Annotated in this window: 11 protein-coding genes and 1 pseudogene; 11 read left to right on the top strand and 1 reads right to left on the bottom strand. The window is 59.9% G+C overall.

Going from position 1 to position 14,534, the window contains the following annotated elements:
• Positions 1-14: 14 nt before the first annotated feature.
• The 10 genes from frr (at position 15) to lpxB (ending at position 10,392) form a co-directional block, all read left to right on the top strand.
• Complete coding sequence (gene frr / locus ABIE33_RS00325; RefSeq protein WP_025426821.1) at positions 15-575, top strand: ribosome recycling factor; 561 nt, start codon at positions 15-17, stop codon at positions 573-575.
• Between the two features lie 37 nt (positions 576-612).
• Positions 613-1,356, top strand: coding sequence for an isoprenyl transferase (locus tag ABIE33_RS00320; protein ID WP_429119993.1), 744 nt, complete (start codon positions 613-615; stop codon positions 1,354-1,356).
• A complete protein-coding gene (locus tag ABIE33_RS00315; RefSeq protein WP_429119991.1) occupies positions 1,356-2,189 on the top strand; it encodes a phosphatidate cytidylyltransferase in 834 nt (277 codons plus the stop codon). Before ABIE33_RS00320 ends, ABIE33_RS00315 begins: the two co-directional genes overlap by 1 nt.
• Positions 2,190-2,218: 29 nt before the next feature.
• Entirely contained in the window at positions 2,219-3,352 is a 1,134-nt protein-coding gene (rseP, locus tag ABIE33_RS00310) for an RIP metalloprotease RseP (protein WP_429119988.1), read from the top strand.
• Between the two features lie 250 nt (positions 3,353-3,602).
• Positions 3,603-5,936 (top strand): outer membrane protein assembly factor BamA, encoded by a 2,334-nt coding sequence (gene bamA / locus ABIE33_RS00305; protein ID WP_429119986.1) that lies wholly within the window; start codon positions 3,603-3,605, stop codon positions 5,934-5,936.
• 48 nt (positions 5,937-5,984) lie between these two features.
• Positions 5,985-7,049, top strand: a complete 1,065-nt coding sequence (gene lpxD, locus ABIE33_RS00300) for a UDP-3-O-(3-hydroxymyristoyl)glucosamine N-acyltransferase (protein ID WP_429119983.1) — start codon at positions 5,985-5,987, stop codon at positions 7,047-7,049.
• Positions 7,042-7,506 (top strand): 3-hydroxyacyl-ACP dehydratase FabZ, encoded by a 465-nt coding sequence (fabZ, locus tag ABIE33_RS00295; RefSeq protein WP_025426827.1) that lies wholly within the window; start codon positions 7,042-7,044, stop codon positions 7,504-7,506. The genes lpxD and fabZ overlap by 8 nt, the downstream gene beginning before the upstream one ends.
• 2 nt (positions 7,507-7,508) lie before the next feature.
• Positions 7,509-8,318 carry an acyl-ACP--UDP-N-acetylglucosamine O-acyltransferase gene (gene lpxA, locus ABIE33_RS00290; RefSeq protein ID WP_429119980.1) on the top strand — a complete coding sequence of 270 codons (810 nt, stop codon included), beginning with the start codon at positions 7,509-7,511 and terminating at the stop codon, positions 8,316-8,318.
• A 5-nt stretch (positions 8,319-8,323) separates the two neighbouring features.
• On the top strand, positions 8,324-9,211 hold the full coding sequence (locus ABIE33_RS00285; protein WP_429119977.1) for an LpxI family protein: 888 nt from the start codon (positions 8,324-8,326) through the stop codon (positions 9,209-9,211).
• Positions 9,208-10,392 carry a lipid-A-disaccharide synthase gene (gene lpxB / locus ABIE33_RS00280; RefSeq protein ID WP_429119974.1) on the top strand — a complete coding sequence of 395 codons (1,185 nt, stop codon included), beginning with the start codon at positions 9,208-9,210 and terminating at the stop codon, positions 10,390-10,392. Before ABIE33_RS00285 ends, lpxB begins: the two co-directional genes overlap by 4 nt.
• A 36-nt stretch (positions 10,393-10,428) precedes the next feature.
• On the opposite strand, the gene gltA is transcribed toward lpxB, so the two are convergent.
• Positions 10,429-11,718 carry a citrate synthase gene (gene gltA, locus ABIE33_RS00275; protein ID WP_053247305.1) on the bottom strand — a complete coding sequence of 430 codons (1,290 nt, stop codon included), beginning with the start codon at positions 11,716-11,718 and terminating at the stop codon, positions 10,429-10,431.
• A gap of 315 nt (positions 11,719-12,033) precedes the next feature.
• Here gltA and ABIE33_RS00270 point away from each other — a divergent pair.
• Positions 12,034-14,518, top strand: a pseudogene (locus ABIE33_RS00270) (ComEC/Rec2 family competence protein).
• Positions 14,519-14,534 lie beyond the last annotated feature (16 nt).

The raw sequence follows: 14,534 nt of genomic DNA, 5'->3' as shown, positions 1-14,534 counted from the left end.
GGGAGTTTCCAGCCATGAGTGAAGGTGTAGACCTGAAGGAACTGAAGCGTCGCATGGACGGCGCTATCTCCGCATTCAAGAGCGATATTGCGTCGCTGCGCACCGGCCGTGCGTCGGCGAATGTCCTCGATCCGGTAACCGTCGAAGCCTACGGCTCGCGCGTTCCGCTCAATCAGGTGGCAAACATCACCGTGCCGGAACCGCGCATGCTGTCCGTCTCGGTCTGGGACAAGCAGATGGTCGGCGCCGTCGATCGGGGCATCCGCGAATCGAACCTCGGCCTGAATCCGATCATCGACGGCCAGAATTTGCGCATCCCGCTGCCGGAACTCAACGAAGAGCGCCGCAAGTCGCTGGTCAAGGTTGCTCACGACTATGCCGAAAAGGCCAAGGTCGCCGTTCGGCACGTTCGTCGCGATGGCATGGACGACCTGAAAAAAGCCGAAAAGGACGGCGACATCGGGCAGGATATCAGCCGTGCTCAGTCGGAGCGGGTGCAAAAGATGACCGATGAAACGATTTCCGATATCGACCGCTTGCTCGTCGATAAGGAAAAGGAAATCATGCAGGTCTGATCTGCTCTTGATCTGAGTCTCCTTTCGCGGACGCCTTATGCAAAATCTCATCCCGATCACCGTTCCGGAACACGTTGCCATCATCATGGATGGCAACGGGCGCTGGGCGAATGCGCGCGGTTTGCCGCGCACGATGGGACACCGCAAGGGCGTTGAAGCGGTTCGCGACGCGGTGAAGACAGCGGCAGAAGCGGGCATCCGTTATCTTACGCTTTTCGCGTTCTCGTCGGAAAACTGGAACAGGCCACAGGCCGAGGTCACCGATCTGATGGGCCTGCTCAAGGCCTTCATTCGCCGCGACCTTGCGGACCTGCACCGCGAGAACGTTCGTATCCGCATCATCGGGGAGCGTTCGAACCTGCGTGGTGACATCCTGCCTCTGCTGATCGAGGCCGAGGAGACAACGAGCGGGAATACCGGCATCACGCTGGTGATCGCCTTCAACTATGGTGCGCGCGACGAGCTGACGCGCGCCATGCGCCGCCTGGCAACCGAAGTTGCCGAAGGCCGCCTGCGGCCAGAGGACATCACGCCTGAGCGCATCGCCGCTTCGCTCGATACGGCCGGCATTCCCGATCCGGATCTCATTCTTCGCACCAGCGGCGAAGAGCGGCTTTCAAACTTTCTTTTGTGGCAGGGCGCCTATTCGGAACTGCTGTTCGTTCCGGAGCTCTGGCCAGATTTCACGCGCGAGACGTTCCTGTCCGCGCTCGAGAAATTCGCCTGCCGCGAGCGTCGCTTCGGCGGTCTGGCGCAGCCGACGTTAGCGGTTGGTTCGTAATGCAAACAGAACTCAAGCTTCGCATCGCTTCGGGAGTGGTGCTCGCGGCGGTCGCCCTCGGTGCGACCTGGTTCGGCGGTTTGGCCTTCCAGCTTCTTTCGGTCCTGATCGCACTGCTCGTTTACTACGAATGGTCGACGATTACCGGTCTGCCGGAGCGTGATTTTCAGGGCAATGCCTTCGGTTGGCTGTCGCTGGCGATAATCGCGGCGCTCATTCTTTTCGGATATATCGGCTACAGTCTGCCGACCTTGCTCATTGCGGTCGTTATCGCAGTGCTTTGGGTGTCGCTCAAGAAGGGCAGCTGGTGGTTGCCCGGCGGCATCGTCTATGCAGGATTGACCGGTATCTCGCTGGCGGCCCTGCGCGGGGTTGACCAGGCCGGTCTGATCGCCACCTTGTTCGTCTTCGCCGTCGTTTGGGGAACCGATATTCTTGCCTATTTCGTCGGTCGGGCGATCGGCGGCCCGAAGCTCGCGCCGCGCATTTCGCCCGGCAAAACCTGGTCGGGCGCCATCGGCGGGACGATTTCCGGCGTTGTGGCCGGCACTGCCGTTTTTATGGCATATTTTCCGCTGCAAGATCTGCGTGTCCCGGCTGTGGCGCTGGTTCTCTCCGTTGCGAGCCAGATCGGAGACCTCTTCGAATCCTTCATAAAGCGCCGATTCGGCGTCAAGGATTCGAGCCATCTCATTCCTGGGCATGGTGGGGTCATGGATCGGGTCGACGGTTTGGTGTTTGCCTGCATCGCCACGCTGGTCCTGGTCCTGATACAGTATGTGCTCAGCGAGGGGCGTCAGATCGCCTTCGGGTCGGTCCTCCTCGGCCTGTAATGCTGCCGGCAGGCACTTAAGGAAAGTTCATGACATATCTGCTTGATGCCCTGCAATTCGTGACCGGTTACATCATTCCCTTTCTGCTGGTGCTGACCCTTTTGGTCTTCGTGCACGAAATGGGACACTATCTCGTTGGCCGCTGGTCGGGCATTCGGATCCTTGCATTCTCGGTTGGCTTCGGGCCGGAACTGCTTGGATGGACCGATAAGCATGGCACCCGGTGGAAATTCTGCGCAATACCGCTTGGCGGCTACGTCAAGTTCTATGGCGACGAGGATGCGGCCAGCACGCCGGATTACAAACGGCTGGAGGCGATCTCGCCCGAAGAGCGGTCCCGGACCTTCCTGGGGGCCAAGCTGTGGAAGCGGGCAGCGACGGTTGCGGCCGGTCCGATCGCCAACTTCATCCTTGCCATCGCCATCTTTGCTGTTCTTTTCGCCGTTTACGGACGTTCGGTGGCCGACCCGGTCGTCGCTCAGGTGAAAGAGAACAGTGCCGCCGCCAAGGCCGGCATTCTTCCGCGTGATCGGTTGATCGCCATCGACGGAACGCCGGTCGCAACCTTCGACGACGTTCGCCGCTATGTCAGCGTGCGGCCAGAGCTGGAGATCAAGATCCGGATCGAGCGGGACGGTGCATTCCTGGATCTTCCGATGGTGCCTGAGCGGACCGAGATATCGGACCAGTTCGGCAACAAGATGGAGGTCGGAATCATCGGTATCGTCACCGATCAGGATGCCGGCAATTTCCGACTGGTGACCTACGGGCCGATCGAGGCCATCGGGCAGGGCGCGCTGCAAAGCTGGCACATCGTTACCGGTACATTCGATTATCTGGCGAATCTCGTTACGGGGCGTATGAAGGCTGACCAGCTTGGCGGTCCGATCCGTGTAGCTCAGGCCTCGGGCCAAATGGCGACACTGGGTGTGGCTGCCGTGCTGCAGCTTGCGGCCGTCCTGTCAGTTTCCATAGGATTGCTTAACCTCATGCCCGTTCCGGTGCTTGATGGCGGCCACCTGATGTTCTATGCGGTTGAGGCCTTGCGCGGAAAGCCGGTTGGAGCAGCTGCGCAGGATGTCGCTTATCGGATCGGCTTTGCCATGGTGCTGATGCTCATGGTTTTTGCGACCTGGAACGACATTTCGATGTTCTTTGGCTAGCGTTCGGCCGGGGAGCGTCTGTGGGGAACGACGACCGATACTGTGAACGATTGGATTTCAATGGCTTGTCCAGCAAGGATTTGTTTACGATAACTCGAATCTGTAGTGGCCGTTAAGCCACGGTTCGAATTGAAGTAAACAGAAATTAACGAGCTGACTTGCTTGTATGGGAAAAGCGGGTAAAACGGCAACCGTGACCGGAGTCGGCACGAAATTGCCGCGCGACGTTGGGAAAAGGTAAGATTTGAACATGAAAGCTGGTTCAAGGTTTTTGAACGCGGTGTCGGCGTTTGCGCTGTCCACGAGTATGGTGGTTTCTGGCGCTGGTGTTGGATTGCTCGCAGGCGCTTCCGTCGCAGAGGCCGCGACCATCAGTCGTGTTGAAGTCCGCGGAGCCACGCGCGTCAGCGCTGAAACGGTTCGTGCGAACATCACGATTGTCCCTGGCAAGAGCTTCAGCAACGCTGAAATCGATGCCTCCGTGAAGCGTCTTTACGCGACGGGCTACTTTTCCGACGTCAGCATCAATGTTGTGGGCGGTACGCTTGTCGTTACTGTCAGCGAGAATCAGCTTGTCAACCAGGTCGTCTTCAACGGCAACCGCAAGATCAAGGACGACAAGCTTCAGGGCATCGTCCGTACGCAACCGCTCGGTCCCTACAGCGAAGCGACGGTCGAAACGGATATTCAGTCGATCAGAGACGCCTACGCCGCGATCGGTCGCAGTGATATTACCGTAACGACCCAGGTCGTTCCGATCGCTGAAGGTCGCGTCAATCTTGCTTTCGTCATCAACGAAGGCGAGCGCACCAAGATTTCGCAGATCAATTTCGTTGGCAACGAAGCCTATAGCGATGGTCGTCTGCAATCCATTATTGCGACGAAGGAATCGGGTATCTTCTCGTTCCTGACCCGCAAGGACGTTTACAACCCGGACAAGCTGCGCGCTGACGAAGAGCTGCTGCGTCAGTTCTACTACAACCGTGGTTATGCCGACTTCCAGGTCGTTTCGTCCGAGTCCTCTCTTAACGAGGCTACTAACGAATACACCGTGACGATCACCGTCGAAGAAGGTCCGCGCTACGACTTTGGTGCAGTGACTGTCGAATCGACGGTTGAAGGTGTGGATGCTGAATCGCTGAAGGGTGTCGTGCTCAGCCGCGAAGGCTCGGTCTACAAGGCCAAGGACATTCAGGACACGATGAGCGAGATCTCGAAGCGCGTCGCTTCGGCTGGCTATCCGTTTGCTCGCGTGACGCCGCGTGGTAACCGCGACCTGAGCAATCATACGATTGCCGTCGACTATCTCGTCGACCAAGGTGAGCGAGCCTATGTCGAGCGCATCGAAATCCGCGGCAACACCCGAACTCGCGACTACGTCATTCGCCGCGAGTTCGATATGGGTGAAGGCGATGCCTTCAACCAGGAAATGGTTGCGCGCGCCAAGCGTCGCCTTGAGGCTCTCGGCTACTTCGCGACCGTCAATATCTCGACGGCTCCGGGCAGTGCGGCAGACCGCGTCGTGGTTATCGTTGACGTACAGGATCAGTCGACCGGTTCGTTCGGTATCGGCGCCGGCTATTCTGCTGGCAGTGGCGGTGGCTTCCTCGTCGAAGCCTCGATCGAGGAAAAGAACTTCCTGGGTCGTGGCCAGTACATTCGCGTCGCGGCGGGTCGCGGCGATGAGAGCCGTACCTACAACGTTTCGTTCACCGAGCCGTATTTCCTTGGTTATCGTCTGGCTGCCGGCTTCGACGTCTTCAAGAACGAAAACGACTTTGATGACGACAACTACAGCTATGAAGATCAGGGCTTCAGCCTACGTGTAGCTGCGCCGATTACCGAGAACCTGTCGACCACGCTGCGGTATAACCTCACGCAGTTTGACTATAGCGGTAATGTTGCCGAGCTGTCATCGCCTTACGTGCGAGCGGTTGAGGGTGGCAACTGGGTCCGTTCGTCGGTATCGCAGTCGATCACCTACAACACGCTCGATGATGCGCAGCTGCCGCATGACGGTATCCTGGCGACGTTTACGCATGAATTCGCCGGCCTCGGTGGCGACTCTGACTTCTACAAGGTCACCGGTAAGGCCAAGTGGTATTACACCGTGAACGACGAGGCGGACATCATTGCTTCGCTCGCCGGTGGTGCCGGCCATATCTTCGAAACCGGCAGCGATCTACAGGTCTTCGACCAGTTCCAGCTCGGCAGCAACGATATTCGCGGCTTCGAGCGTAATGGTATCGGTCCGCGCGACCAGGCAACGGGCGATGCGCTTGGTGGCACCACGTACTTCACTGCTTCGGCCGAAGCGACGTTCCCCCTTCCGGGTATTCCGCGTGACAGCGGTTTCCGCGGTGCGGTCTTCGCCGATGCGGGTACGCTCTACAGCAACAAGGTCGCAATGTTGCCGTCGGAAACGGTAGAGGGTAACGACTCGTCGCTGCGGGCGTCCGTTGGTATCGGCTTGATCTGGGCATCGCCGTTCGGTCCGCTGCGTGTCGACTACGCTTGGCCGATCGCGAAGGAAGATTTCGACCGGGTTCAGAACCTGAAGTTCGGTATTTCCTCCTCGTTCTGATAAAGAAGCAGTCCAGAACTGCCAAAAGTAGATCGTTCTGGAGTGTCCATGGAACAGAATTGGTTTTTTCCGCCCCATCAAGGGATCCGTCTGGGTGACCTGGCGAATCAAATTGGGGCGGATTTGACGGATGGCGCGATGGCAGATCGCGCTATCCACTCCGTAGCTCCTGTGAATCGGGCAAGGCCCGGTGACGTCTGCTACATGCTTTCGCGCAAGTACCGTGCTGAGCTGGAAAGCTGCCAGGCTTCCGCGATTATCTGCGACAAGACGATCGCCCCGCTCGTACCGTCTCACATTCCCGTTCTTTTGACTGCGCGGCCGCATACGGCCTTCGCGCTGGCAGGTACACTGTTGCACGAGGCTGCCATGCGCCCGGCGCGCAATACCAGCCTTGCCGGTGTGTCGCCGGCGGCCTTCGTTGACCCGACTGCACGTCTTGAAGAGGGTGTGGAGATCGAGCCGATGGCAGTGGTTGGGGCCGGCGCCGAAATTGGTAGCGGAACGAGACTTGCCGCAGGCGTCGTTATCGGGCCAGGCGTTCGCATTGGCCGAGACTGCACGATCGCCGCGGGCGCAAGCGTTCTCTGCGCTCTTGTCGGCAACAGTGTCATCATTCACCCGGGTGCCCGGATCGGCCAGGATGGGTTCGGCTACGCGCCAGGCCCCAAGGGTGGAATGATCAAGATCGTTCAGGTCGGACGTGTGATCATTCAGGACAATGTCGAGATCGGCGCGAACACGACGATCGATCGTGGCACGATGGACGACACCGTCATCGGTGAAGGCACGAAGATCGACAACCTTGTACAGATCGGCCACAACGTCCGCATCGGCCGTTATTGCGGCATAGTCAGCCAGGTCGGCATCGCCGGCAGCACCAGGATTGGTGACGGCGTGATGATCGGCGGCGGTAGCGGCGTCAACGGTCACATCACTGTGGGTGACGGCGTCCAGATTGCCGCGATGAGCGGCGTTGCAAGCGACGTCCCTGCGGGCGAACGCTACGGCGGTATTCCAGCGCGCCCCATGCGCGATTTCCTGCGCGATGTCGCCGAAATGGCCTTGCGCGCAAGTGACAGACAGAAAAAGAAGGGTGGCACGAATGAGTGAGGCGGCAACGGTTCTGGGTACGGCGGATATTCAGGAGATCCTGAAGCTTCTTCCGCATCGTTATCCCTTCCTGCTCGTCGACCGGATCATCGAGATTGACGGTGACAATTCGGCGATCGGCATCAAGAACGTCTCGGCAAACGAGCCGCACTTTACCGGCCATTTCCCGGAGAAGCCGATCATGCCGGGCGTCCTTTTGATTGAAGGCATGGCGCAGACGGCGGGCGCGATCTGCGCGCGCAAGACCGCGTCGGGCACCAACCTCGTCTACTTCATGACCATCGACAATGCGCGCTTCCGCAAGCCGGTTGTTCCGGGTGACCGTGTTGAGTTTCATGTCGTGAAGCAGAAACAGCGCGGCAATATCTGGAAGTTTCATTGTGACGCAAAAGTTGACGGGCAACTTGTCGCGGAAGCTGATATCGGCGCGATGATAGTCAGCACGGAAGACGCTTAAACATGATTGCATCAACAGCGAAGATCCACCCATCCTCGATCATCGAAGATGGGGCGGTCATCGGCGAGAACGTCAAAATCGGCCCGTTTTGCCATATCGGGCCGAAGGTCGTTCTTGGAGACGATATGGAGCTCGCGAGCCACGTCGTCGTCGCCGGTCGCACGACGGTCGGCAAGGGCTCCAAGATTTTCCCGAATGCCGTCATCGGCGGAGATTCGCAAAGCGTGCATCACAGCACGATCGACACCACTTTGCAGATCGGTGACAACTGCACGATCCGCGAAGGTGTCACGATGAATGCGGGAACCGTCGAATATGGCGGTGCGACGATTGTCGGCAACAACAATCTGTTCCTCGCCTATTCGCATGTGGCGCATGATTGTCGCCTCGGCAACAACATCATTATGTCGAACAACGTGCTGCTGGCCGGCCATGTGACGATCGAGGACCGCGCCATCCTCGGCGGCGGCTGTGCCGTGCATCAGTTCACACGCATCGGCCGGCAGGCGTTCATCGGCGGTCTATCCGCCGTAAGCTACGATGTCATTCCCTATGGCATGCTCAATGGCAATCCCGGTGTCCTGAGCGGGCTGAACGTTGTGGGCATGACCCGGGCGGGCATTGAGCGGGCGACGATCCACGTGGTTCGCCGCGCCTACAAGCAGATCTTCGAGGGGTCAGAATCGGTTCGCGCCAATGCCGCCGCCATTCGCGCTGATTATGCCGACTGTGCACCTGTCATCGAGATCCTCGATTTCATCGCTGCCGAAAGTGACAGGGCACTGTCGTCCCCAAGTCGCGGCAAGGCCTGATCGTGATGTCGGCCACGGCGAGCCGCGCAGCAAATGGCGGCCGGCTCGCGATCATCGCCGGCGGCGGAGCGCTGCCGCATTATGTCGCCGAGGCCGTCCGCGCCCGTGGAGAAGACCCCTTCGTCATTGCGCTCTCGCGTGAAGCGGAAGAGAGCGACTGGATCGGGTTCGATCACTGTGTGCTCGCCATTGGTGATTTTTCGGGCATTAGTCGCACATTCAAAGAAGAAGGCATCGACCGCGTCGTGCTTTCGGGCTGGGTTCGTCGTAGACCGGAATGGCGTGACATTCGCCCCACGCTGAAAACGCTCGCCAGAGTGCCGAGCGTTTTGAAGACGCTGGTGTCCGGCGGCGATGACGCTGTTTTGCGCATGGCGATGCAACTCATCGAAGCAAGCGGCGCCCACGTGATCGGCGTGCATGAGGTGGTTCCGAACCTTCTGGCCGATCCAGGGCCGATTGGCGCTATCGCTCCATCGGACGATGACAGACGCGACGTTGAGGCCGGCATCGCTGCCGCCAACGCGCTCGGCGAGCTCGACGTGGGGCAGGGCGCGATCGCCGTCGGTGGTCGCGTGGTTGCCCTGGAGGGCGCCGAGGGCACCGATGCGATGCTGGAGCGGGTGGCGACACTCAAGACCGAAGGGCGCGTCTCCGCGCGTCGGCGTGGTGTTCTGGTCAAGCTTTGTAAGCCGGGGCAGGACTTGCGCGCGGATCTGCCATCGATCGGACCATCGACCGTCGCCGGCGCTGTCGCAGCCGGGCTTGCCGGAATAGCCGTAGAAGCCGGTCGCGCCCTGGTGCTCGAGCGCTCTGAGGTGATCGAGGCTGCCAACCGCGCGGGGCTGTTTGTCATTGGGGTCGAGCGGAGCGGTCGCCGGGGAAAGACATGAGCGGACAAGACTATAAGCTGGCGGTAATTGCCGGCGAGGTATCGGGCGATCTGCTCGGCGCAGATCTGGTGCGCGCACTGCGCGCCCAGAGCGGTGGCAATATCGAACTTGTCGGCGTCGGCGGCGATGGCCTGGAGGCCGAAGGTCTGAAATCGCTGTTTGATTATTCCGAACTGTCGATCATGGGCTTCTCGCAAGTGCTGGCGCGTCTGCCAAAGTTGATTCTGCGCATCCGCCAGACGGCAAATGCCATTATCGCTGCGCGCCCCGATGCCCTGCTGATCATCGATAGTCCGGATTTCACCCATCGTGTCGCGCGTCGGGTCCGCGCTGCGCTGCCGAACCTGCCTGTCATCAACTATGTCTGCCCGAGCGTATGGGCCTGGAAACCGGAACGCGCGCCGCGCATGCGCAGCTATGTCGATCATGTGCTGGCGGTGCTGCCGTTCGAGCCCGAGACCATGCGCAAGCTTGAAGGACCGTCGACGACCTATATCGGTCATCGGCTTGCCTCGGATGCCAATGTGCTTGCCGTCCGCGCCAGCCGAAGAGAAAGACTGAACGACGCCAGTGGCAACGCGGTTTCCTCCTGCCTGCTTCTGCCGGGGTCGCGTTCAAGCGAAATCAAGCGGCTGCTACCGATCTTCGGGCAGATGACCGAGGAGCTCGCTCGCCGGCATCCCGGCGTGCGCTTCCTGTTGCCGACGGTTCCGCGCCAGGAAAAACTGGTGCGCGAGATCACGACCGGTTGGACGGTTCAGCCGGAAATATCGGTGGGAGCCACCGAAAAATGGGCTGCCTTCGACAAGGCGGATGCGGCAATCGCCGCGTCGGGAACGGTCATCCTCGAGCTTGCGCTTGCCGGCGTTCCCGTCGTCTCCACCTATGACGCCGACTGGCTTGTGCGGTTGCTGCACAACCGCATCCGTATCTGGAGCGGGGCGCTTCCCAATCTGATCGCCGATTTCCCGATTGTGCCTGAGTATTTCAACCAGAGCATTCGTCCGGGTGCCTTGACCCGCTGGGTCGAGCGGCTGTCCGGCCCGACAGCGCAGCGCGCATCGATGCTCGACGGCTACGCAGTTGTGCAGCAGCGCATGGCGACCAGCCGACCGCCGGGCGAATTGGGCGCCGAGATCGTCTTCTCCTACCTGCAAAACAAAAAGCCCGGTCATCTCTGACCGGGCTTTTTTTATTTTCTGATTTCCGCTTGACGCTTAACGCTTGGAGACCGGCACGTAGTCGCGCTGCGGAGCGCCGACATAGAGCTGGCGCGGGCGGCCGATGCGCTGTTCCGGATCTTCGATCATTTCGTTCCACTGGGCGATCCAGCCGACGGTGCGTGCAAGCGCGAACAGCACGGTGAACATGGTGGTGGGGAAGCCCAGCGCCTTCAGCGTGATGCCGGAGTAGAAGTCGATGTTCGGGTAGAGCTTCTTCTCGACGAAGTATTCGTCGGTGAGCGCGATACGCTCGAGCTCCATCGCCACTTCGAGGAGCGGATCATCCTTGTGGCCGAGTTCTGCGAGCACTTCATGCGTGGTCTTCTGCATGATCTTGGCGCGCGGATCGTAGTTCTTGTAGACGCGGTGGCCGAAGCCCATCAGGCGGAACGGATCGTTCTTGTCCTTGGCCTTGGCGATGTATTCCGGAATGCGGTCGGCCGTGCCGATTTCGGCCAGCATGTTGAGCGCAGCTTCGTTGGCGCCGCCATGGGCCGGGCCCCAGAGGCAGGCGATGCCGGCGGCGATGCAGGCGAACGGATTGGCGCCAGACGAACCGGCAAGGCGAACCGTCGAGGTCGAAGCGTTCTGCTCGTGATCGGCATGCAGGATGAAGATGCGATCCATGGCGCGCGACAGAACCGGATTGACGACATACTCCTCGCACGGAACGGCGAAGCACATGCGCAGGAAGTTCGAGGCGTAGTCGAGATCGTTCTTCGGGTAAACGAAGGGCTGGCCGATATGGTACTTGTAGGCCATCGCGGCGATCGTCGGCATCTTGGCGATCATGCGCAGCGACGCGACCATGCGCTGGTGCGGATCGGTGATGTCGGTCGAGTCGTGGTAGAAGGCAGAAAGCGCGCCAACGCAGCCGCACATGACGGCCATCGGGTGCGCGTCGCGACGGAAGCCGGTGAAGAAGCGCGACATCTGCTCATGCACCATGGTGTGGTGCGTGACGCGGTAGTCGAAGTCAGCCTTCTGTGCCTTCGTCGGCAGTTCGCCGTAAAGCAGGAGGTAGCAAACTTCCAGGAAGTCGCCATGTTCTGCGAGCTGCTCGATCGGATAGCCGCGATGCAGGAGCACGCCTTCATCACCGTCGATATAGGTGATCTTGGATTCGCACGACGCCGTCGACGTAAAGCCCGGGTCGTAGGTGAACATCTTGGTCTGCTTGTAGAGTGAACCGATATCGACCACATCAGGACCGATGGACCCCGATCGCACTGGTAGCTCCGCCGATTTTCCATCGAGTGTTACGACCGCGCTTTTTTCTGTCATGGGACCCTCCGTCTTATGGCAACGTGGCACAGAGACATGCCACGAAAATGAACGTTGCGAATTTGCTATATGATTTATTTTCGGCTGCCAAGCTGTACGAAAGGCAAATTGTGCGATGCGAAAATGTGCATATGGCGACGCAATAATCGCACGTTAGAGCAATATGTCCAACGGGATCAATGATCGTCAGCGGGATGGTGCGGTACCATTCAATATAGGTTTGCCGCTTTTTTCGGCAGATAGCGTTCAGGTTGCGGTTGAGCGCTGTTGGTTGCATGATCCGTCGCGACTGGCTTGGGGGAGAGTTGTCGAACGATGAGCGAGATCGAAGTCCGGTCTTTGATGCAGGATGCAGATCGTGTCGCTCCGTCACTACCCGTCCCGGTTTCGACCGGCGGTATGTCTGCAACGCCTGCGAATGCACGCGGCAATATCGGTTTTCGTTTTTTGAAATCTTGTGCTGCGGTCGTGCGTGCACGCCTCCGACGTGAGGCTATTGCTGCATCCTGGCGTGACGCGGTCGAAGAAGAATCGGCGTTCGGCCACGGATTGGTGTTCGTTCCGGTCCTTTTGGCGGCAGGCGTGCTGACGTGGCTCTCGCTGCCCTATGACCTCGGACTCGTCAAACTTGCACTGCTGCTTTGCGTTTTCGGAATAGCCGCCTTGCTGTTCAACGTCTGTGTGCGCGCCCTGCGTGCGCCGGTGATCGCAGCGGGGCTGTTCACGGCGGGAATGATGCTTGCGGCAATCGAGACATCGCGCATCGACACCATCGTTCTCGATGGACCGGTAACGACGAACCTGCGCGGCAAGGTATTTTCGCGCGAGAAGAATGATCGCGAACATTGGCGCTACGGCATCCTCATCGAGCAAACGACGAAGCCGACGTTGCGCCGTGCACCGCTGAGGGCCATCGTGCTGTCGCGCAGCCCGCACGCGCCGTTGGCGATCGGGGCAGCGATCGAGGGCAGGGCCCGTCTTTCGCCGCCTTCCGGACCAGCTCTGCCGGGGCTCAACGACTTTGCATTCGATTCTTATTTCCGGCAGATCGGCGCCGTCGGCTATTTCTACGGTGCGCCGCGCAGCCCGCTAGTCGATGGTGGTGCAGCGGTGGCGGACCGCTCGCTTTGGGCCCAGATGACAGAACGCTTGGCCTCAATGCGCGAGGGCGTTGGCGAGCGGATCCGCACTGTAATCGGTGGCGACACTGGTGCGCTCGCTGCAGCCCTGGTGACGGCGGAAGAAAGAGCGATTGGTCGCGACACCGTCGAGATGCTGCGACAGGCTGGCCTGGCGCACGTGTTGGCGATTTCCGGTCTCAACATGGTGCTTGCCGCAGGCACGTTTCTGATCGGAGCGCGTACCGTCTTGAGTGCGGTTCCCGGGTTGGCGCAGCGCGTCGCGATCAAGAAGGTTGCCGCTGCGGGCGCGCTGGCAATGGTCTTCCTTTACATCTTGATTTCCGGTGGAGCCGTATCCGCCGTGCGCGCCTGGATCATGATTTCGATCATGCTGGTAGCGGTCTTCTTCGACCGCATGTCGATCAGCCTGAGAAATATCGCGCTGGCTGCGATTGTCATCATCGTGATCACGCCATCTGCCGTTGCGGGGCCGGGCTTCCAGATGTCTTTCGCCGCCACGCTGGCGTTGGTTGCTGGCTATGCACGCTGGCGCGAGCGTGCGGAAGCAGAAGAGCCGGCAGACGCCGGGCGCTGGTGGGGCAGGCGGCTTTTCACGGGTTTCGTTATCGGCGTTCTTGCGACCTCATTGATCGGTGGTCTTGCGACGGCGGTCTATTCCGCCGCCTACTTTCAGCGACTGCCGGCCTATGGGTTGATTGCCAATATCCTCGCAGCGCCGCTGATCAGTATTGTGATCATGCCGTTTGGCCTGTTTGCCATGTTGCTGATGCCCTTCGGCCTCGAGCAGTATCCGCTTGTCGTCATGGCGTGGGGTCTTGATGGAATGCTGGTGATCGCCCGCTTCGTCACGTCGCTCGATGGCGAGTTTCTGACCGGCCGCGTCGGGCCGCTGGCATTCGTTCTTATCGCTGCCGGCGGCGTTATTCTATGTGTGTTGCGCACTTGGCTGGCTGGGTTCGGAGCCGTGCTCCTGTTTTTCCGGACTGGTGTGCCTTGCGTTCGAAGACAGGCAATTGCCGGCGATCGTGGTATCGGAAGATGGGCGTCTCGTCGGATTGGTCACCGACGCCGCCATTGCGACGAACCGGGATCGTCCCTCCGATTTCCTTTTCTCTCAATGGCAGCGAGCATTGGCGGTCGAGAGCCACGTCGCTCCGATGCCCGCGCAAGCGGTGGTCGCTGATGGGCTTTATCCCGAGGCGAAACGGCAGTCCGGTAAGGCGCAAACGAGGGCCATCGATGCAGCGACAGCCGCCGCTATCCGTGAGGATATCAACTCTACGCTCAGCCAAGCGTCGCCGAATGTCTTTTCTTGCCGCGAGAAAGAATGGTGCATCGCCCGAAGCCATGCCGGCTGGGCGGTTGCTCTCGTCGAGAATCCAAACCTGTTTGAGGTGCTGTGCAATCAGGTCGATCTGCTGATCGTTCCGGGAAATTTCACCGAGCGGACCTGTTCGTCCGGCCACGCGCGGATCCTGAGTGGACGCCTGCTGCGATTGGCAGGTGCGATCGAGATTTTCGCCGAGCCGGTTGCCGGCGATGCGCATCCGAAAATGCGCTTCAAGACGTCGTTCACGTCGCTGCAACGCCCATGGGGGCGTCACCGCGCCTATGACTGGCGAAGCGACGGCTTCGTCGATGGCTCACCGGCCCTTTGACGGCCGGGACCGAAAT

It is taken from the genome of Ensifer sp. 4252, assembly GCF_050434565.1.
Taxonomy (GTDB): domain Bacteria; phylum Pseudomonadota; class Alphaproteobacteria; order Rhizobiales; family Rhizobiaceae; genus Ensifer.
Note: the sequence above shows the minus strand (reverse complement) of the source record. Positions and strands in the feature narration are given on the sequence as shown.